Genomic DNA, 18,177 nt, shown 5'->3' with positions numbered 1-18,177 from the left:
CGACCATGAACCGCCCGACCATCGCCTGGAAACTCTACATCGCGGCGTTCTACGTCTTCCTGTTCGCGCCGCTGCTCATCGTGGCGATCTTCGCGTTCAACGCGAGCCCGTTCCCGTCGCCGCCCTGGCGGGGCTTCACCCTCGAATGGTTCTTCGGCACGGGCGCCGTGTTCGGCAAGCCCGGCGTGCTGGCGGATCCGATCTGGCTTGACAGCATCGGCAACAGCTTCAAGGTCGCGGTACCCGTGGCCGTGCTGGCGGTTCTCCTCGGCACGGTCAACGCCTGGGTGCTGGAGCGGGCCGAGTTTCGCGGCAAGACTTTCCTGGCCATGATGATGCTCTGGCCGCTCGTCATTCCCGGCGTGGTGCTCGGCATCTCGATCCTCGCCTTCTTCTCCCGGCTGGCGAACGGGCTCGAGGAATGGCTTCAGACGGATCTCGATTTCCTGCGGCCCGGCCTGACCCTCGTGATCCTGGGGCAGCTGTCGTTCATCCTGACGATCTCGACCCTCATCATCGCGGCACGCCTGCGCAAGTTCGACCGTTCGCTGGAAGAGGCGGCCTTCGACCTCGGCGCCAGCCGCACTCGCGTGCTGCGCACCGTCACGCTGCCGTTCTTGAGCCCCGCGCTCATCGGCGCTGGGCTCGTGGCTCTGCTCATGTCGTTCGAGAACTTCAACACGACCCTGATGCTGGTCGGCTCCGACGCACCGCTGCCGATCACCATGTACGGCCAGATGCGCGAGGGCGCGACACCAGCGATCAATGCGGTGAGTCTGCTGCTGATGCTGGGCGTTGGCGGGATCGCGAGCGTGTTTGCGCTCACGTCGAAAGCGGAACGGTAAGTGAGAACGTAGACGCCCCTAGAGGCAGGTGGTCAGCGTTCATCAACCTTGTGTGCGACGCACGTATCCGTGAACGTGTAAGTCATCGTGACGGTTTGAAGCGATTGGACGAATATCAGAACGATGTGCCCTTTCCGTCCTGTCGAGGGCATATGAGTTTTGAACTCGACGCTGTTCTCCGTCCAACGGACGTCGGAGATAATATATTCTTCGCCGTCAACGAAGTCGCAGCCTCTTACGCTGATCCCGCCAGGGGCTGCGGAGATAATGTATTCTGAGCGTCCATCATCTTCTTCCGAGCGCCACCGCCCGACCAGGGAGTGGTGGCTCAGGAGAGGAGTAACGTTACTCATGCGACAACAGCCTCACCGCCCCCAGGTGCGCTCCAGGACGTTCACCCAGTTCTCGTGGCAGAGCTTGCGCAGGGTCGCTTCGTCGTAGCCGTGGCGGCGCATGGCGTCGACGAGGCGGGGCAGGCCGCGCGCGTCGCCGATTGCGGCCGGAATGGTGGCGCCGTCGAAATCGGACCCGAGGCCGACGCCGTCGACGCCCACATGCTCGATCAGGTGATCCATGTGGCGGATCATCTCCTCCAGCGGCGTGTCATCGTTGCGCTGGCCGTCGGGGCGGATGAACGAGGTGGCGAAGTTCACGCCGACCATGCCGCGGCTCTCGCGGATGGCGGCGAGCTGCTTGTCGGTCAGGTTGCGCGAGTGCTGGCAGATCTCCCACGCATTGGAGTGGGTGGCGACGAGCGGCGCATCTGAAAGGCGCGCCACGTCCCAGAACCCCTTCTCGTTGAGGTGCGAGAGGTCGATCATGATCTTCAGGCGGTTGCAGGCGCGCACCAGCTCGAGGCCGCGATCCGTCAGGCCGGGGCCGGTATCCGGCGTCGAGGGGTAGCGGAACGGCACGCCGTGACCGAAGATGTTGGGGCGGCTCCAGACCGGGCCGATGGAGCGCAACCCGCTCTCATAGAGCACGTCCAGCATGTGCAGGTCGGGGTCGATGCCCTCCGCGCCCTCGATGTGGAGGATGGCCGCGAGCCGGCCATTGTCGAGGCACTCGCGGATGTCGGCGGCCGTGCGGCAGATCTTCACCTCGCCCTTCGAGGCGCGCTCGATGCGGATGAGGATCGAGGCCATGTGCACGGTGACCTGCTGGCTCGGCGCGAGCGCCAGTTGCGACGGCAGGGGCACGTCGTAGCGCGACTGCGTCATGAGCGCGTCCACATCGACGCCGGTGCTGTCGCTCTCCGACGGCACGTAGACGGCGAAGAACCCGCCCAGGAGGCCGCCCTGCTTCATGCGGGGCCAATCGAGATGCCCGATATTGTCGCCCTCCAGAAAAGCCTTCTCCGGCTGGAGCTTGCCGCGCATCAGGCGGAGGAGGACGTCGTTATGGCCATCGAAGACGGGCATCGGGGAGGAGCTGGACATGGTGTCGTGCCAAACAGTTGGATTGAAAGAAACGGTTTCACCCAGCCAGAGACTGGAGCGGCGGTTTCGCGTTTCGGGTAAAGCCCTGGCTCGCCTGGATCAGGGACTGGGTATACTCGTTCGAGGCCGCGCCCGAGCGCAGAGCCGCGGAGGTGGTTTCCTCGACGGCCTCGCCGTGGCGCATGACCAGGAGACGCTCGCACAGATGCGCCACGACGGCGAGGTCATGGCTCACCAGGATATAGGTCAGCCCCATCTTACGGCGCAGGTCGTCGAGCAGGTTGAGGATTTCAGCCTGGACGGACGCGTCGAGCGCCGAGGTCGGCTCGTCGAGGAGCAGGACCTTCGGGCGCAGGATCAGCGCGCGGGCGATGGCGATACGCTGGCGCTGGCCGCCCGAGAGCTGGTGCGGGTAGCGGAAGCGGAAGGAGGGGCCGAGGCCCACCTCGCGCAGAGCCTGGAGGATGCGTGTCTCCGTGTCCTTCTCGCCATGAATGGCGAGCGGCTCAGAGAGTGTGCGGTCGACCGTGTGGCGCGGATGGAGCGAGGCGTAGGGGTCCTGGAAGACCATCTGCACCGTCCGGTAGAACGCCTTTGAGCGCGGCGTGGTGACCTCCGCTCCGTCGACGAGGACGCGCCCGCTCGTGATCGGCGCCAGGCCGCAGATGGCTCTCAGCACCGTCGACTTGCCGGAGCCGGATTCACCGACGAGCCCGTAGGCCTCGCCGGGCTCCACATGGAAGCTCACGTCCTTGACCGCATCGACCCTGAGGCGGCCGGTGCCGAAGACGACTTGTAGTTTCTGAATATCGAGCATCGGATCTTTCACCTGTCACAGCGCCCAAGTCACAGTGCCCAAGCGGGGTCGCGGTTCAGGGTGGGAAGCGGGCGGACGTCGTCCGCGAGGGTCGGCAGGCAGCGCATGAGCCCCTGCGTATAGGGATGCTTCGCCTCGCGCAGGTTCTTCGCCTCCAGCTCCTCGACCACCCGGCCGGCATACATCACCAGCACCCGGTCGCAGAAGGAGGAGACGAGCTTGAGGTCGTGCGAGATGAAGATGAGCCCCATGCCGCGTTCGGTGACGAGTTCGTCGAGGATGCGCAGGACCTCCATCGACACGGTCACGTCGAGGGCCGAGGTCGGCTCGTCGGCGATGAGCAGGTCGGGATCGGTCACGAGCATCATGGCGATCATGGCGCGCTGCCCCATGCCGCCCGATACCTCGTGCGGGTAGAGCGAGAACACCCGGGCCGGATCGCGCATCTTCACCGCTTCCAGCATGGCGAGCGCCTTGTCGCGGGCTTCCCCGCGGCCGGCCTTGGCGTGGGCCTGATAGGCTTCGATGATCTGCTCGCCGATGGTCATGACCGGGTTCAGCGAGTATTTCGGGTCCTGCATCACCATGCTGATGCGTCCGCCACGCAGGGTGCGCAGCGTCCGCTTCGAGGCGGTGAGCAGGTCGATGCCGTCGAAGGCGAGGCGCTTGGCCGTGACCTCGCCCGGGGGCGGGGTGAGCCCAAGGATGGCGCGCCCCGTCTGCGACTTGCCGGAGCCGGACTCGCCCACGATCCCGAGGCGCTCGCGGCCGAGCTGTAAAGTGACGCCGCGCACCGCTTCCACGGTGCCGGTGCGCAGATGAAAGCGGACGCGCAGGTCTTCGACGTCGAGAAGCGGCTTGGTCATTTGGCTGCCTTCGGATCGAGAACGTCACGCAGGCCGTCACCCAAGAGGTTGAAGCCGAGACTCACCACGAAGATGGCGATGCCCGGCATGGCGGCGACCCACCATTGGTCGATGAGATAGTTGCGGCCCGTGGCGACCATCGCGCCCCATTCCGGCATCGGCGGCTGCGCGCCGAGGCCGAGGAAGCCGAGGCCCGCGGCGGTCAGGATGATGCCTGCCATGTCGAGCGTCACGCGCACGATGAGCGAGGAGACGCAGAGCGGCACCACATGGCCGAGAATGATGCGCGGCGTGGAGGCGCCCTGCAGCTTCACGGAGGCGATGAAATCGCTGTTGCGGACCATCAGGGTCTCGGCTCGGGCGATGCGGGCGTAAGGCGGCCACGAGGTGATGGCGATGGCGATGATGGCGTTCTCGATGCCGGGGCCGAGCGCCGCCACGAAGGCGAGTGCCAGGACGAGGCGCGGGAAGGCGAGGAAGATGTCGGTGATGCGCATCAGCACCGTGTCGACCCAGCCTCCGAGATAGCCCGCGACGGTACCGACCAGGAGACCGATGGGCGTGGCGATCAGGGCCACCAGCACCACGACGAAAAGCGTGATGCGGGAGCCGTAGACGATGCGCGAGAAGATGTCGCGCGCCTGGTCGTCCGTACCGAGCCAGAAGGTCTCGCTCGGCGGCAGCAGGCGCTGCGTGCGGAGGTCCCCGCCGGCCACCGGCGAATAGGGGGCGATGACGTCGGCGAAGAGCGCGACCAGGATCAACAGCAGGACGATGCCGAGGCCGATCACAGCGAGCGGGTTGCGGGAGAAGGCGCGCCAGCCGAGATAGAAGCGGCCGAGGCGGGCCTGCCAGCGGGAATGCGGCTCCGGGGAGAGCAGCCAGGCCCGCCAGCCGGTCGACGAGGGGGAGAGAGCGGGAGAGCCGGCCATCAGCGGGTCCTCGGATCGAGCAGGCGGTAGAGCAGATCGGACACGAGGTTGAGCAGCACGAAAACGGTCCCGATCACGAGGGTTCCGCCGAGCACCGCGTTCATGTCCGCGTTCTGCAGGGAATTGGTGATGTACTGGCCGAGCCCCGGCCACGCGAAGACCGTCTCGGTGAGCACGGACCCTTCGAGCAGGTTGGCATAGGACAGGGCGATCACCGTGATGAGGGGAACGGCCGCGTTGCGCAGCGCATGGCGCCAGATCACGCGTAGCTCGGACAGGCCCTTCACGCGCGCGGCGATCACGTACTCCTGCGCCAGCTCGTTGAGCATGAAGGAACGCGTCATGCGGCTGATATAGGCGAGCGAGAAATAGCCGAGCAGGCAGGCCGGCAGAAGCACGTGCGAGACGGCGTCCCAGAACGCATCCCACTGGCCCTGCATGGCCGTGTCGAGAAGCACGATTCCGGTGACGGGGGTATAAAGATAGGAATAGGTCACGTCGATGCGGCCCGGGCCCGCGACCCAGCCGAGTTTCGCGTAGAACAGCAGCAGTCCCATCAGGCCGAGCCAGAAGATCGGCACCGAATAGCCGACGAGGCCGAGGACGCGCACGAACTGGTCGAGGAGGCTGCCCCGTTTGACCGCCGCCAGAACGCCGAGCGGGATCCCCACGATGACGCCGATGATCGTGCCGAGCGTCGCGAGTTCCAGCGTCGCCGGGAACACGTTGATGATATCGGTCATCACCGGGTTCGTGGTGAGAACGGAATTGCCGAAATCGCCAGTGGCGGCCTTCTTCACATAGATGACGAACTGCTCGATCAGGGGCCGGTCGAGGCCGAGTTCCTGGCGGACGCGTTCGTAGACGTGAGCCGGTGCCCGGTCGCCCACGATGGCGATGACGGGGTCGATGGGAACGACCCGGCCGATGAAGAAGGTGACGGCGACGAGGCCGAGGAGAGTCGTCGCCAGGACGATGACGAACTGGGCGACTTTCTTAAGGAAGGAGCGGAGGGCACCGACGTGCCCTCCGCCCCGGCTCATGACTGCTGAAACCATCGAAGCGTCAGTTCTTCTTCGTCTGTGACACGTCGTTGTCGCTGAACGACGGGCCGAGGATGAAGTTCTGCACGTTCTTGCGCACGGCCGCGACTTCCGTCTGCTGCAGGAAGATCACGAACGGGCCGTCGTCGAGAACCGCCTTCTGCAGCTCCTTGTACATCTGCGCGCGCTTCTCGGCATCACGCTCCATCACGGCGGCGCGGGTCTTGGCGGTCAGCGGGCCCGGATCCCAGGCATTGCGCCATGCGAGCGGCTTCGCCTTCGCATTGTCCGAGTTGTCCTCGTTGGACGCGAAGGTGTCGGCGTTGGAGTTCGGGTCCTGATAATCCGAGCCCCAGTTGCCGATATAGATGTCGTGCTGGCGGGCGCGGTACTTGGTCAGGGCCTGCTTGGAATCCATCGGCAGGATTTCCAGCTTGATGCCGGCCTGCGCGAAGGTCGCCTGCATGGCCTGGGCGATGCCGGTGATATCCGCCGTGGAGCGGGTGTCCATGGTGACGGTGAAGCCGTCCTTCAGGCCGGCCTTGGCGAGAAGCTCCTTCGCCTTGGCGACGTCGAGCTTGTAGGGATTGTTGGTCTCGGCGCCGAGGAAGCCCTTGGGCAGGAAGTTCTGATGAACGTCGCCCTTGCTCTTCATGATCGTGTCGGCGATCGCCTGATAGTCGACGAGCCACTTCAGAGCCTGGCGGACTTCCGGCTTGGCCAGGTTCGGGTTCTTCTGGTTCAGGCCGAGATAATAGACCGTGCCCTTCGGACCGCTCTGGATCTGGATATCCGGGTTCTTGGCAACCGCGGCGATCTCTTCGGGGTTCAGGTTACGGGCCACGTCCACGTCGCCCTTCTCGAGGAGCAGGCGCTGGCTTGCGGTCTCCTTGATGTGGCGGAAGATCACGCGGGCAAGCGGGGTCTTCTGCTCGTAGTTCGGGTTGCGCTCGAGAACGAGAACCTCGTTGGCCTTCCAGTCGCGCATGATGTAGGGGCCCGAGCCGGCATACTTGGTCTTCAGCCAGTTGTAGCCCCAGTCGCCGTCCTTCTCGTTCTGCGTCAGCAGCTTCTTGTCGACGATGGAGGCCACCGAGTTGCCGAGGCAGTAGAGCACGAGGGTCGGAGCGTAAGGCTTGTCGACCTCGAAGGTCATCTCAAGCGGGCCGGTCTGCTTGATCTTGTCCTTCATGTCGTCCTTCGTCAGGCCGAACTGGCCCAGGATGAAGGCGGGGGACTTGTCGAGCGCCACGGCGCGCTGGAGGGAGTAGACCACATCCTCGGCGGTGATCGGGTTGCCGGAAGCGAACTTGCGGTTCGGCTTGATCTTGAACGTGAAGGTCTTGCCGTCCGGGGAGATCGTCCAGGACTCGGCGACCTGCCCGTAGATCTTGGACACGTCCTTGATGTCATAGGCGATCAGGCGCTCATAGGTGTTGCCGATGATCTCGGACGAGCTGAACTCGAACACCTCGGCGGGGTCGAGGGAGATGATGTCGTCGCTCTGCCAGGCCTGGACCAGCGTGTCCGGCGGAGTCGCCGCCTGCACGGCGGAGAAGGAGGTCGCCATCGCGGCAACCATGGCTGCGGATAGGAGGAATTTCGGAAGTCGCTTCATTGGCCATTCCCTTACGGCGCTCAGAGCGCCTGTTGTTGCGCCAGTATGAATGCAAATCACACAAGCGCTGTCGAGTCTAGCAACTGGTTTTAAACTGGCAAACATTGCGCACGATGCTTAATGGCCGGGCAGGGTGGCCTGAGACGGCAAATTGTGGCAAAGGCACCCGGACCCTCTTGATCGGATGAACGACCGTGTCTGAAGAAGCCAAAAAGTCAGGTGCCAATACCATGTGGGGCGGGCGGTTCTCGTCCTCGCCGAGCGCTCTCATGGAAGCGATCAACGCCTCCATCGGCTTCGACAAGCGACTGGCTTCCCAGGACATCCAGGGCTCCATCGCCCACAGTGCCATGCTGGCGAAACAGGGGATCATCGCCGAGAGCGATCGGGACGCGATCCATCAGGGGCTGCAGCGGGTCCTGGGCGAGATCGAATCCGGCTCCTTCACCTTCTCGACGGCGCTCGAAGACATCCACATGAACGTGGAAAGCAGGCTTCGCGAGATCGTCGGCGATCCGGCGGCCCGCCTGCATACAGCCCGCAGCCGCAACGACCAAGTCGCCACCGACACCCGCCTTTGGGTACGCGAGGCGCATGACCGGACGGACGAGCAGCTCACCATCCTGATCCGGGCGCTCCTCGACAAGGCCGAGGCCCATGCAGCCACCGTGATGCCGGGCTTCACCCATCTCCAGAGCGCCCAGCCGGTGACCTTCGGCCATCACCTCATGGCCTATGTGGAAATGTTCGGCCGCGACCGCAGTCGCTTCCGCGATTCCCGCAAGCGCCTGAACGAGTGCCCCCTGGGTGCCGGTGCGCTCGCCGGAACATCCTTCCCCATCGACCGGCACATGACCGCCCGGGCGCTCGGCTTCGATGGGCCGACCCGCAATTCGCTCGACACCGTGTCCGACCGGGACAGCCTCCTCGAGTTCATGGCGGCGGCCTCGATCTGCGCCATGCACCTGTCGCGGCTCGCGGAAGAGATCATCATCTGGATGTCGGCCCCCTTCGGCTTTGTGAAGCTCCCGGACCGCTGGACCACAGGCTCCAGCATGATGCCGCAGAAGCGCAATCCGGATGCCGCCGAGCTGGTGCGCGGTAAGAGCGGCCGCGTCGTCGGCTCGCTGGTGTCGCTGCTCACCGTCATGAAGGGTCTGCCACTCGCCTATGCGAAGGACACGCAGGAGGACAAGGAGCCGCTCTTCGACGCGGCCGACACCATCGAGATCGTGCTCGCGGCCATGACTGGCATGATCCAGGACCTGGAACCCGTTCCGGAGCGCATGGCGGCGGTCGCCGGCGCCGGCTTCTCCACCGCGACGGACCTCGCCGACTGGCTCGTGCGCAGCCTCAACATCCCGTTCCGCGATGCACACCATATCACCGGCCGCATCGTCTCGGAGGCGGAGAAGCGCGGCTGCACCCTGGAGGAGCTTCCCCTGGAGGCGATGCAGGCCGTCGAACCCAAGATCCACCAGGGCATCTACGACGTTCTGGGCGTAGAGAACTCCGTCCGCTCCCGCACGAGCTTCGGCGGAACCTCGCCCGTGCGCGTGGCCGAGCAGGTCGCCTGGTGGCGCGAGCGGGTCTGACCCGTCCCGTTAACCCTCGCTTGCGGCCCCCGGCAGCCCTTGCAGCCAGGGCCTTGATAGGGCCGGCTGCCATCGCCATATTGCCGACAGCGGCTCCTTCTGGGGCCACTTGAGTGCCGCATGAGCGGGCTCAAAACCACCGAAGTGCCTCCAACCTTGGGCTTCGAACATGTCGCGTCAGTCGCCCTTTGGGCATCCGTTCCTGTTAGGCTTCGATGAGATCGAGCAGGCGCTCGACCGTGTCGCAAAGGCGGCAGGAGACGGCTATCCGCCCTACAATATCGAGCGGCTGGCTCGCACCGAACACGCTCCCGAGCGCCTCCGCATCACCCTGGCCGTCGCCGGATTTACCCGGGACCAGCTGGAAGTGACCCTGGAGGAGAACCAGCTCGTCATCCGTGGGCGCCAGTCGGACGACAAGACAAGGCACTTCCTTCATCGCGGCATCGCCGCCCGTCAGTTCCAGCGTACCTTCCTCCTTGTCGATGGCATGGAGGTCATGGGCGCGGACTTGTCCAACGGTCTGTTGTCGATCGATCTCGTCCGGCCCGAGCCGGAACGGATCGTCCGCAAGATCGACATCATCGCGTCGGACAAGGTGTGACGGCATCCGCATCAAGGAGATGTCCATGAACTTCGATATCAAGAACCATTCCGAGCCGGTCCTCGATGTGGCCGAGCTGGCGACCCTGGGCGTGGGGCAGATGGCTTACGTGAAGCCGATCGAGTCCGACGAGGTCGCGCGGCTCTTCCCGCAGGCGCCGAAGCTCCAGCCCGGCATGCGCCTTTTCGCTTTGCTGTCCGCTAGCGGCGAGCCCATCCTGCTCACCGACAACCACGACGCGGCTGTCGCCAATGCGTGGGCGCACGACCTGACGACGGTCAGCCTTCACTAAGGTGCTCCGGATCGCATAGGCTCACCCCAGAGGCACCTTCGATGTCCCGAAACCGGGCAAGGGGCAGGCCCCTTGCCCGGTTTCCGAAGCGCACCGTGCGAACCCCGGAGTGGCACGCCAGTAAAGCACGGGTCCGGCTTTCCTCCCATCCTGAGCATGACCGGTACAAAGGTTCTGGCCGTAGGTGTTGCTTGTGGACAATCCGGTGATCTTCTAAGATTGCGAGATCTGGCGTGTTCGGCAGCAAGCTCGAATGGACTTGAGGGGCACCACTATAGGTTGTTGTGCAGTACTTCGCGCAGCTGAACGCGCGAATATTTTCATTGATTCCGAGAAACAACGTTTCGCGACTTGTATTCGCCTTCATGAGCAGGTTTTCCCGATAGACAGTATTCAGCGCGGCATACCCTTCATGATGATCCGCCACAGGCTCAACCAAGCTTCCGACGGCTCGCTCTGCCGGGTTCGCCCATGAGCACAGAGATGCCTGCTGTCGTTCCAGCCGACCCGTCAGGCGAGAGCTTGGCTGTGCAGCTCCAGGCGTCTACCACCAGCCTGATCATCGACCAGACCTTCCACACGAAGCGGCTCGATGAGCTGGAGAATGTGCTCAACGCGCAAGTGTCTCCGCAGAAGTTTGCGAACGCGGCGGCCGGCGATCGAGCCAACGGAATGCTCGCATACCGGGGGCATGGCGTCTCCGGAATATTTCAATTGCGTATCGGGCGTGAGCTTGACGTCATCCTGGAGCCCGAAGAAGCAGACGACAGAATGGCCTTCGTCATGGCGGCGTCGGGAACGGGAGAGGTCCTCTTGAATGACAGGACATTCTCTCACTCGATGGACCAAGCCGTCATTTTCCCGTCCGGCCCGCAGCGGATCGTACGATTCGACCAGTCGACGGAAGTCAAAGTCTTCATGACAGAGCGCCTGAAGGTTGCCGAATGCTGTGCCAAGCTCCTGGGTCACGACATTCCCGGCTTTGTCGACTTCGAGATCTCGGCCGATCTCGACACGGCCGCGGGCCGCAGCTGGCTGCGGCTGCTCAGCTATGCCGAGGCCGAGCTGTCCGATCCGTACTCCTTCGTCAGGCACTCGCCGGTGGCCTGGCGCCAGTTCGAGCAGCAGCTGCTCACCGGCTTCCTGCTCTCCCAGCGGCATGAATACAGCGAGGCTCTTCTGGCCCCGCAGGCAGCGGCCGTACCATTCTATGTCAGGCGGGCTGAGGCCTATATCGAGGCCCACTTTGCCGAGGCCCTGTCCCTTGCCGACATCGCCGCGCAGGCGGGGGTGAGCGCGCGCAGCCTGCAGACGGGGTTTCAGAACTTTCGCCACATCACGCCGATGATGTTCCTGCGCTCCGTGCGGCTGCATCGGGCGCACGAGGCGCTGCGAGTGGCCGATCCGGCCCTGGTGACGGTGACGGAGATCGCGTTGGCCTGCGGTTTCAGGCATGTGGGCGAGTTCGGTATGGCCTATCGCCGCGTCTTCGGCGTCACGCCAAGCCAGACGCTCAACAAGAAGCGTTGAGCATCACTGCATATGTTAGGCAGACGGCTTGAGCCGTCAGAGTGCCGAGGCGGCGGGTACCCCCCGGCACTCTGCCGATCACTCGGCCGGCGTCAGGTGAGGCGTCGGCGACGAAGCGATGTCGCGCGCCGGCTTGAAGACGAAATACGCGAACAGGACCATGGCGACGAGCACGATCAGCGATGCGATGGCGGCAACCGGATCGAAAGCCGCGTATCCGAGGTGGAGAGCGGCGACGGCGACGGTCAGCACGACGGTCCCAAGCGACCAGATAATAACCTGGATCATGGCCAGCCGGCTCTTGTCGAGGGCGGGACGGCGCTCATAGTAAATGCCGAAGAGGAACAGCGACACCCACCCGAGCAGATTGAGATGTGCGTGGGCGGGCATGATCGAGTGGTCCTGGGATGCGGCCATGCCGATTCCCATCGCCATTCCTGCGATGACGAAGAGAACGGCAAGTTTGAAGCTGAGCGACGATGCAGTCATGAGGTCCTCCTGAAAGTATTCCCGGCTGGTTTGCTTATGTTTCCACTACACCGGAGAGCAGAATGTCCGATGTGTGAAAAATCACAACAATGATTCGGCACGAATGTCGCCTATATACGTTATTTCGTACATTCGCGTAAACATCGTCGCGTGCCAGCCCTCGCAAGCCGGAAAGACGGGACATGCAGAAACGGCCCGCCAAGGCGGGCCGTCAGGACGAACCTCATGGAGGTTAGCTGCGCTGGGTCACCCGTTCTTTGCGGGAACCCGACGCCTTCTTCTGGCTCTTCGCCTTCTTCCAGGATGGTCTCATCCGGGCCTTTCGTGCCATTGCGATGCTCCCAGGCTTCGTGTCGTTATCGGACTTCGTGATCGCGCTCAGTCCTCTCCAGGCCTTCGCGCTGACCGTTCTCCTCCAGGCGTCGATCGGGTGCGGAGCGGTCGTTCCGGATCCTATGGCCGGGATTATCCTCGGTCGGCGGCACGATGCTGGTGTTTACGCTCCGCTCTGCCAAGCCCCGATCACGGTCCTCGGTCTTGTCGGACATGAGCTCATCCGCTTCTTTGAACATCGCTGCGCTGCGAGCCGGCTTTCATGCCCTTCTGATCCTGGAGAGCATGTTCGCAACGCTCCACGTGGCTTTGCGCGCGCTGCTGCATCTCTTGAACGTTATGGCAGGGGTTCTCGACGTCCTGATGACAGAACTGGCATCTCATGATCGCCTCCATTGCAGCATGAACAGGAGGCCAACGTGAAGGCGATGCCAGGGTTCCGCGACTCGAAAGGCGGCTTCATGGCGACGCTTCCTGCACGTCCGTTCGGTCGAACTCAGCCTTAGAGATGGCGCGGCAGCAAGAGGCCGATCTTCGGGAAAGGAGTAGAACATCGCCATATGTGGGAAGAGCGGAATTGACTTTCGACAACCGTGCGGATGGAACGGCGTTAGCCGCAGGTCCAGTGAATAGGGACGGATGTGCGACGCGTCCTTTATGGGAGAGCGTCAGGAACCAAGAGACCCGTGACCTGTTCACATCCATTCGTGGAGGTTGCGATGAACCATGCTTTCCTTCTGGCGGTCGGTCTCGTTTTTGCAACGACAGGCGCCATGAGTCAGGAAATATCGCGGGATCGGGACGATTCCGGCCGCGGCGTCTGGCGTGACAGACACGATGGATGGGACCGCGACAGGGATCGCCGTCGCGGCGCGATCATGCGCGACGACGACGAGGAGGATCGGAACAGCCGCGACGCGCACGGCTCCCACTTCTTCCTGCGCAACGGCGATACCCAACTTCGGGTCGTTTGCGGCAATCGCGAATCCACGCAAGTCTGCGTCGACGCGGCCCTGCGATTGTTCGACCGAATGCAGTCCCAGCCAGGAGCGGCAACGAGAAACCCCTCGGCGCCCGCTCAGCCGCCTCAGTGATCCTGCTCGAGGGCTCGATGCGCCATGGAGAGTGAGACTTCACGTGAAAGCGCAGGCTTTCCGGTTTCGGCCGGTATCTTCTTCGGTCTCGGCCTCGGTGGCTTCTTCGACGGCATCGTCCTGCACCAGCTGCTGCAATGGCACCACATGGTCACGAATGCGGGCTACCCGCCCGACAGCCTCGAGAACCTGAAGATCAACACGTTCTGGGACGGTCTCTTCCACGTGCTCACCTACATGTTCGTTGCCGTCGGCCTGTGGCTTCTCTGGCGGGCGGCGCGGCGTACCCATATCCGCTGGTCGACCAAGCTTCTCTTCGGCACCCTGCTGATCGGCTTCGGGCTGTTCAACGTGGTCGAGGGTCTCGTCAATCATCAGCTCCTCGGCATCCACCACGTCAACGAAACCGTGCCCCGGGAGCAATGGATCATCTGGGACGTCGGCTTCCTGGTCTGGGGTGCGGCCATGCTGGTCGGCGGCTGGCTGCTTCTCCGTTCAGGCCGGCGCGAGACCGGCTCCCGGTTGGAAGTCAGACGCTCTCAAGGGCAGTGGTAAGATCTTCCAACAGGTCATCACGATGCTCCAGCCCGACGGACAGGCGCACCAGGCCGTCCGGAATGCTCATCTGCGCCCGCTGCTCCGGGGTGAACCGCTGGTGGGTGGTTGTGGCCGGATGGGTGACGAGGCTCTTCGCGTCGCCCAGGTTGTTCGAAATCCGGATGAGCCTGAGGGCGTTCAGAAAGCGGAAGGCCCCGGCTTTTCCGCCCTTTACGTCTAAGGCGATCATCGTCGAGGCGCCGCTCATCTGCCGTCGGATCAGCTCGGCCTGGGGGTGATCCGGGCGTCCCGGATAGGTCAGCCGCTGGAGCTTGGGGTGGTCATGGAGCGCATCCGCGAGGTAGCCGGCGGTCGCCGTCTGCTTCTCGACCCGCAGGGGAAGCGTCTCCAAGCCTTTCAGGAGCACCCAGGCATTGAAAGGCGATATGGAAGGTCCTGTCATACGCAGGAACTGCTGCACCTTGGTCTCGATGAACTCGGTCGAGCCCAGGATTACACCGCCCAGACATCGACCCTGTCCGTCGATGTGCTTGGTCGCGGAATAGACCACGCAATCGGCCCCGAGAGCGAGGGGCTTCTGGAAGAGGGGTGTGGCAAAGACGTTGTCGACGGTCAGGGTCGCGCCGGCCTCGTGCGCAATGGCCGCGACAGCCGCGATGTCGATGATATCCAGGCCCGGATTGGTCGGCGTTTCCAGCAGAAAAGCCTTCGTCTCCGGCCGCACCGCCGCACGCCATTGGTCGAGATCGCCGCCATCGACGAGGGTGCAGCCGACGCCGAAGCGGGGCAGGAGATCCTCCACCACCCACCGGCAGGAGCCGAAAAGCGCACGCGCCGCCACCACGTGGTCACCGGCTTGGACCTGCCCAACCATGGCTGCCGTAACGGCGGCCATGCCGCTCGCGGTCGCCCGGGCCGTCTCGGCGCCTTCGAGAGAGGCGATGCGCTGCTCGAAGGCATCGACCGTGGGGTTGGAATAGCGGCTGTAGCTGTAGCCGGGCTCCTCGTTCAAAAAGCGTCGCTCGGCGCTTTCCGCGCTCTCGTAGACGAAGCCCTGGGTCAGGAAGAGCGCTTCCGACGTCTCGCCGAAGGGCGTGCGTTGATGGCCCTCGTGGACGAGGCGGGTTTCCAGGCGATACTCGGGTGGCTGCGGCTCGGTCATGAAACGATCCTACGATTGTTCTTTTAAAAGAACAATCGTCTTATTCTGCGGAAAGTTTCATAATATCCTTCTCTCTCGGCCGTCAGCGCAAGACTTCCTTGCGCGCCTCTTCGATCAGCCGCTTCACGCAGGGCTCGAGCGAGGAGCGCCAGGGCGGAAGCGCGACCCCGTGGACCTCCTTCAGCTTGCCGCAATCGAGCCTGGAATTGGCCGGGCGCTGGGCCGGCGTCGGATAATCGGCCGTTGCGATCGGCCTGACCTTGGCCGATGGACCGCCGAACCGTGCGGACAGGGCGAAGATCTCCGTGGCGAATTCCGCCCAGCTCGCGAAGCCCGTTCCCGTCATGTGAAACAGTCCGCGCAGGTTTCGGTCTTCCGGCCTTTCGAGGAGATTGCGGCTGACCGCGAAGATGCCGTCGGCAATGTCGTGGGCGCTCGTGGGCGATCCGTACTGGTCTCCCACCACCCCGAGTTCGTCACGGTCGGCTGCGAGGCGCAGCATGGTCTTCACGAAATTCTTGCCGAAGGGGCTGTAGACCCAGGCGGTGCGGAGGATCACGTGGTTCTCCGCCTCGGCCGCCACGGCTTCCTCGCCCAGGAGCTTCGAGGCCCCGTAGACGCCCAGCGGCGAAACCGGATCGTCCTCGCGGTAGGGGCGGTCGGCCGTGCCGTCGAAGACGTAATCCGTGGACAGGTGAATGATGGGCACGTTCATGGCCGTCGCTGCACCGGCCGCGACGCCGGCGCCGATGCCGTTGATGGCCTCGGCCAGCTCCCGGTCCGATTCAGCCTGGTCCACGGCCGTGTAGGCGGCGGCGTTCACGATCACGTCGCCACGGGTTTCGATCAGGGCGTCTTCGATGCCTGACGGATCGGCAAGATCGAGCTTGGGGCGGCCGACGAGCACGGCCTGCGCGCCATGGGCCCGCGCACGCTCCGCCAGGGCGCGCGCGACCTGACCCTCCTTGCCGACGACGATGATACGCATGGACACCCGCAATCCTCTTCGATGATGGAAGCGGCCCTATCCGAACAGGGCCGCCTAGGCAAGATCAGTCATTGCCGATGGCAACGCCTTCGCGGCGGCTGTCGGCGCCGCCGACCAGTCCCTCGGGCGTCACCACGATAGCATGAATGCCCGAATTCTGGTCGATCAGCTTGACCTCGTGGCCTTTCGTCTCGAGAGCGGCCTTCCAGCCTTCGGCCTCCGTTCCGGCCTCGAGCTCCGTCGGGCCATTGCGGCTGCCCATATTGGGAAGATCGGCCGCCACCTGAGGATCGAGCTTCCAGTCGAGAAGGCCCACCAGCGTCTTGGCCACGTAGTTGATGATCAGGCTTCCGCCCGGCGATCCCACGACCGCGTAGAGCTTGCCGCTGCCGTCGAGCACGATGGTCGGGGCCATGGAGGAGCGGGGGCGCTTGCCGGGCTCGACGCGATTGGCGATCGGTTTGTCGTCCTCCATCGTGGCGAAGGAGAAGTCGGTCAGCTCGTTGTTGAGCAGAAAGCCGCTCTTCGTCATCAGCCGCGATCCGAAACCGTCCTCGATGGTCGTCGTCATAGAGACGGCATTGCCATTGCGGTCCACGATGGACATGTGGCTCGTGCCGAACTCGATGCCCTCGGACGGGCCCCACAGGAAGGTCTTCTGGAAGGGCGGGTCGCCGGGCTTCGCCTTGCCCATGGACTTGGCGGGATCGATCAGTGAGGCGCGGCTCTTGAGATAGCCGGGATCGGTCAATCCCTTGACCGGTACGTTCACGAAGGCGGGATCGGCCACGAAGAGCGCCCGGTCGGCATAGGCCAGGCGGCCCGCCTCGGCGATCCAGTGCACCGCATCCGGCCCAGGCTTCATGGAAGCCATATCCTGCGTTTCGAGGATACCCATGATCTGCTGCACGGCGATTTGCCCGGAGCTCGGCGGACCCATGCCGCAGATCCGGTAGGTCCGGTAGTTCCCGCAAAGGGCCTCTCGCTCCTGGACCTTGTAGCCCTTGAGATCGTCCAGGGTCATGTCGCCGGGATTCGTGGCGTGGCCCGTCACGGTTGTCACGATGTCCTGGGCGATCTCGCCCGTGTAGAAGGCATCGGCGCCTTTGTCGGCGATGGTCCTGAGAGTCTTGGCGAAGGCCGGATTCTTGAGAATCGTCCCCACCGTCTTCGGCGTGCCGTCCGCCTCGTAGAAATAGGCTCGCGCCACGGGATCGTTCTGGAGATATTTCTCCTGGGTCAGAAGCCCGTTGAGGCGTGGCGAGATCGCAAAGCCTTCCTCGGCAAGGCGGGCCGCCGGCTCGATCACCTGCTGCCAGGAGAGCTTGCCCCAGTTCCGGTGAGCCGCCTCAAGCAGGCGCAACGTGCCCGGCACGCCGACCGAACGGCCGCCGACCACGGCATCGTAGAACTTCATCGGCTTGCCATCGGGACCGAGAAAGCGTTCGGGCTTGGCGGCGGCCGGAGCGATCTCGCGGCCGTCGAGTGTCGTCATGGTCTTCCCGTCCCAGAAGACCATGAAGGCGCCGCCGCCGATGCCGGAGCTCTGCGGCTCCACGAGATTGAGCACGAGTTGCACGGCAACCGCCGCATCGACGGCGCTTCCGCCGGCCGCCAGGATTTCCCTGCCCGCCTGCGCGGCCAGGGGATTGGCGGCCGCGACCATGTCCTTCGTTGCCGTTCCGACCGATTTGGCCGTGCGCCCCGTGGGAGCCTCGGGCGAGGGGGCGAGAGCCTGCGCGAAGACCGGGCCGGGCAGGGCGATGCCCGCGAGAAGGCCGAGGCTCAGAAGATTTCGTCGAAGAGCGTTGTGAGTGATCATGCGGCGGGCTTCCTCTCTGGTTCTTCGGTTCCCATGGGAAAGGTCAGCCTAACAAACGATCATCCCTTTGCGCCACTTCCATCGAACCCATGAAAAGAAGAAAATCCGCCTTTGCTGCGATGCAATAACACACTCCTGTCACTCTTTTCC

The 18,177-nt window shown here is 64.0% G+C and carries 18 protein-coding genes; 7 read left to right on the top strand and 11 right to left on the bottom strand.

What is annotated here, in order from left to right; genetic code table 11:
* The first annotated feature begins 5 nt into the window (after positions 1–5).
* The gene (locus OC446_RS15955) at positions 6–845 is read left to right on the top strand and encodes an ABC transporter permease (protein WP_262030003.1); all 840 of its coding nucleotides are present in this window, start codon (positions 6–8) and stop codon (positions 843–845) included.
* A 365-nt stretch (positions 846–1,210) separates the two neighbouring features.
* On the opposite strand, the gene OC446_RS15950 is transcribed toward OC446_RS15955, so the two are convergent.
* Genes OC446_RS15950 through OC446_RS15925 form a run of 6 tightly spaced genes read right to left on the bottom strand, consistent with a single transcriptional unit; the run spans position 1,211 to position 7,560 of the window.
* Positions 1,211–2,284 (bottom strand): dipeptidase, encoded by a 1,074-nt coding sequence (locus tag OC446_RS15950; RefSeq protein ID WP_262030002.1) that lies wholly within the window; start codon positions 2,282–2,284, stop codon positions 1,211–1,213.
* Between the two features lie 37 nt (positions 2,285–2,321).
* Positions 2,322–3,101: an ABC transporter ATP-binding protein gene (locus OC446_RS15945; protein WP_262030001.1), complete on the bottom strand. Its 780-nt coding sequence runs from the start codon at positions 3,099–3,101 to the stop codon at positions 2,322–2,324.
* Positions 3,102–3,130: 29 nt separating this feature from the next.
* Positions 3,131–3,967, bottom strand: a complete 837-nt coding sequence (locus OC446_RS15940) for an ABC transporter ATP-binding protein (protein ID WP_262030000.1) — start codon at positions 3,965–3,967, stop codon at positions 3,131–3,133.
* Positions 3,964–4,899: an ABC transporter permease gene (locus OC446_RS15935; RefSeq protein ID WP_262029999.1), complete on the bottom strand. Its 936-nt coding sequence runs from the start codon at positions 4,897–4,899 to the stop codon at positions 3,964–3,966. The genes OC446_RS15940 and OC446_RS15935 overlap by 4 nt, the downstream gene beginning before the upstream one ends.
* Positions 4,899–5,957 carry an ABC transporter permease gene (locus OC446_RS15930; RefSeq protein WP_410055082.1) on the bottom strand — a complete coding sequence of 353 codons (1,059 nt, stop codon included), beginning with the start codon at positions 5,955–5,957 and terminating at the stop codon, positions 4,899–4,901. The genes OC446_RS15935 and OC446_RS15930 overlap by 1 nt, the downstream gene beginning before the upstream one ends.
* A gap of 7 nt (positions 5,958–5,964) precedes the next feature.
* Complete coding sequence (locus tag OC446_RS15925) at positions 5,965–7,560, bottom strand: ABC transporter substrate-binding protein (RefSeq protein WP_262029998.1); 1,596 nt, start codon at positions 7,558–7,560, stop codon at positions 5,965–5,967.
* 230 nt (positions 7,561–7,790) lie between these two features.
* On the opposite strand from OC446_RS15925, the gene argH reads away from it, so the two are divergent.
* The 4 genes from argH to OC446_RS15905 all read left to right on the top strand — a co-directional run bounded on the left by argH (position 7,791) and on the right by OC446_RS15905 (position 11,581).
* Complete coding sequence (argH, locus tag OC446_RS15920; RefSeq protein ID WP_262030032.1) at positions 7,791–9,155, top strand: argininosuccinate lyase; 1,365 nt, start codon at positions 7,791–7,793, stop codon at positions 9,153–9,155.
* A 169-nt stretch (positions 9,156–9,324) separates the two neighbouring features.
* Complete coding sequence (locus tag OC446_RS15915) at positions 9,325–9,759, top strand: Hsp20 family protein (RefSeq protein ID WP_262029997.1); 435 nt, start codon at positions 9,325–9,327, stop codon at positions 9,757–9,759.
* 25 nt (positions 9,760–9,784) lie between these two features.
* Positions 9,785–10,051, top strand: coding sequence for a DUF1150 domain-containing protein (locus OC446_RS15910; RefSeq protein ID WP_262029996.1), 267 nt, complete (start codon positions 9,785–9,787; stop codon positions 10,049–10,051).
* A 483-nt stretch (positions 10,052–10,534) separates the two neighbouring features.
* Entirely contained in the window at positions 10,535–11,581 is a 1,047-nt protein-coding gene (locus OC446_RS15905; protein ID WP_262029995.1) for an AraC family transcriptional regulator, read from the top strand.
* A gap of 78 nt (positions 11,582–11,659) precedes the next feature.
* Here OC446_RS15905 and OC446_RS15900 read toward each other — a convergent pair whose 3' ends face one another.
* Together OC446_RS15900 and OC446_RS15895 are read right to left on the bottom strand one after the other, a co-directional pair.
* Positions 11,660–12,070, bottom strand: a complete 411-nt coding sequence (locus OC446_RS15900; RefSeq protein ID WP_262029994.1) for a hypothetical protein — start codon at positions 12,068–12,070, stop codon at positions 11,660–11,662.
* Between the two features lie 356 nt (positions 12,071–12,426).
* Positions 12,427–12,618, bottom strand: a complete 192-nt coding sequence (locus OC446_RS15895) for a hypothetical protein (protein WP_262029993.1) — start codon at positions 12,616–12,618, stop codon at positions 12,427–12,429.
* Positions 12,619–13,122: 504 nt separating this feature from the next.
* Here OC446_RS15895 and OC446_RS15890 point away from each other — a divergent pair.
* Positions 13,123–13,497 carry a hypothetical protein gene (locus OC446_RS15890; RefSeq protein ID WP_262029992.1) on the top strand — a complete coding sequence of 125 codons (375 nt, stop codon included), beginning with the start codon at positions 13,123–13,125 and terminating at the stop codon, positions 13,495–13,497.
* 24 nt (positions 13,498–13,521) lie between these two features.
* Positions 13,522–14,052 (top strand): DUF2243 domain-containing protein, encoded by a 531-nt coding sequence (locus OC446_RS15885; RefSeq protein ID WP_262029991.1) that lies wholly within the window; start codon positions 13,522–13,524, stop codon positions 14,050–14,052.
* On the opposite strand, the gene OC446_RS15880 is transcribed toward OC446_RS15885, so the two are convergent.
* The 3 genes from OC446_RS15880 to ggt all read right to left on the bottom strand — a co-directional run bounded on the left by OC446_RS15880 (position 14,027) and on the right by ggt (position 18,027).
* Positions 14,027–15,217, bottom strand: a complete 1,191-nt coding sequence (locus OC446_RS15880; RefSeq protein WP_262029990.1) for an O-succinylhomoserine sulfhydrylase — start codon at positions 15,215–15,217, stop codon at positions 14,027–14,029. The genes OC446_RS15885 and OC446_RS15880 overlap by 26 nt on opposite strands.
* Before the next feature lie 82 nt (positions 15,218–15,299).
* Complete coding sequence (rfbD, locus tag OC446_RS15875) at positions 15,300–16,205, bottom strand: dTDP-4-dehydrorhamnose reductase (RefSeq protein WP_262029989.1); 906 nt, start codon at positions 16,203–16,205, stop codon at positions 15,300–15,302.
* Between the two features lie 64 nt (positions 16,206–16,269).
* Positions 16,270–18,027 carry a gamma-glutamyltransferase gene (gene ggt / locus OC446_RS15870; protein WP_262029988.1) on the bottom strand — a complete coding sequence of 586 codons (1,758 nt, stop codon included), beginning with the start codon at positions 18,025–18,027 and terminating at the stop codon, positions 16,270–16,272.
* Between the last annotated feature and the right edge of the window lie 150 nt (positions 18,028–18,177).

Source organism: Microvirga sp. Mcv34, assembly GCF_024519725.1.
In the GTDB taxonomy this organism is placed as follows: domain Bacteria; phylum Pseudomonadota; class Alphaproteobacteria; order Rhizobiales; family Beijerinckiaceae; genus Microvirga.
This window is presented reverse-complemented; position numbering and strand designations above follow the sequence as displayed.

Excerpts from the sequence above, each read along its gene's own strand:
- OC446_RS15955 (WP_262030003.1), top strand. The coding sequence starts at position 6 with ATGAACCGCCCGACCATCGCCTGGAAACTCTACATCGCGGCGTTCTAC.
- OC446_RS15950 (WP_262030002.1), bottom strand. The coding sequence starts at position 2,284 with ATGTCCAGCTCCTCCCCGATGCCCGTCTTCGATGGCCATAACGACGTC.
- OC446_RS15945 (WP_262030001.1), bottom strand. The coding sequence starts at position 3,101 with ATGCTCGATATTCAGAAACTACAAGTCGTCTTCGGCACCGGCCGCCTC.
- OC446_RS15940 (WP_262030000.1), bottom strand. The coding sequence starts at position 3,967 with ATGACCAAGCCGCTTCTCGACGTCGAAGACCTGCGCGTCCGCTTTCAT.
- OC446_RS15935 (WP_262029999.1), bottom strand. The coding sequence starts at position 4,899 with ATGGCCGGCTCTCCCGCTCTCTCCCCCTCGTCGACCGGCTGGCGGGCC.
- OC446_RS15930 (WP_410055082.1), bottom strand. The coding sequence starts at position 5,957 with ATGGTTTCAGCAGTCATGAGCCGGGGCGGAGGGCACGTCGGTGCCCTC.
- OC446_RS15925 (WP_262029998.1), bottom strand. The coding sequence starts at position 7,560 with ATGAAGCGACTTCCGAAATTCCTCCTATCCGCAGCCATGGTTGCCGCG.
- argH (WP_262030032.1), top strand. The coding sequence starts at position 7,791 with ATGTGGGGCGGGCGGTTCTCGTCCTCGCCGAGCGCTCTCATGGAAGCG.
- OC446_RS15915 (WP_262029997.1), top strand. The coding sequence starts at position 9,325 with ATGTCGCGTCAGTCGCCCTTTGGGCATCCGTTCCTGTTAGGCTTCGAT.
- OC446_RS15910 (WP_262029996.1), top strand. The coding sequence starts at position 9,785 with ATGAACTTCGATATCAAGAACCATTCCGAGCCGGTCCTCGATGTGGCC.
- OC446_RS15905 (WP_262029995.1), top strand. The coding sequence starts at position 10,535 with ATGCCTGCTGTCGTTCCAGCCGACCCGTCAGGCGAGAGCTTGGCTGTG.
- OC446_RS15900 (WP_262029994.1), bottom strand. The coding sequence starts at position 12,070 with ATGACTGCATCGTCGCTCAGCTTCAAACTTGCCGTTCTCTTCGTCATC.
- OC446_RS15895 (WP_262029993.1), bottom strand. The coding sequence starts at position 12,618 with ATGTCCGACAAGACCGAGGACCGTGATCGGGGCTTGGCAGAGCGGAGC.
- OC446_RS15890 (WP_262029992.1), top strand. The coding sequence starts at position 13,123 with ATGAACCATGCTTTCCTTCTGGCGGTCGGTCTCGTTTTTGCAACGACA.
- OC446_RS15885 (WP_262029991.1), top strand. The coding sequence starts at position 13,522 with ATGGAGAGTGAGACTTCACGTGAAAGCGCAGGCTTTCCGGTTTCGGCC.
- OC446_RS15880 (WP_262029990.1), bottom strand. The coding sequence starts at position 15,217 with ATGACCGAGCCGCAGCCACCCGAGTATCGCCTGGAAACCCGCCTCGTC.
- rfbD (WP_262029989.1), bottom strand. The coding sequence starts at position 16,205 with ATGCGTATCATCGTCGTCGGCAAGGAGGGTCAGGTCGCGCGCGCCCTG.
- ggt (WP_262029988.1), bottom strand. The coding sequence starts at position 18,027 with ATGATCACTCACAACGCTCTTCGACGAAATCTTCTGAGCCTCGGCCTT.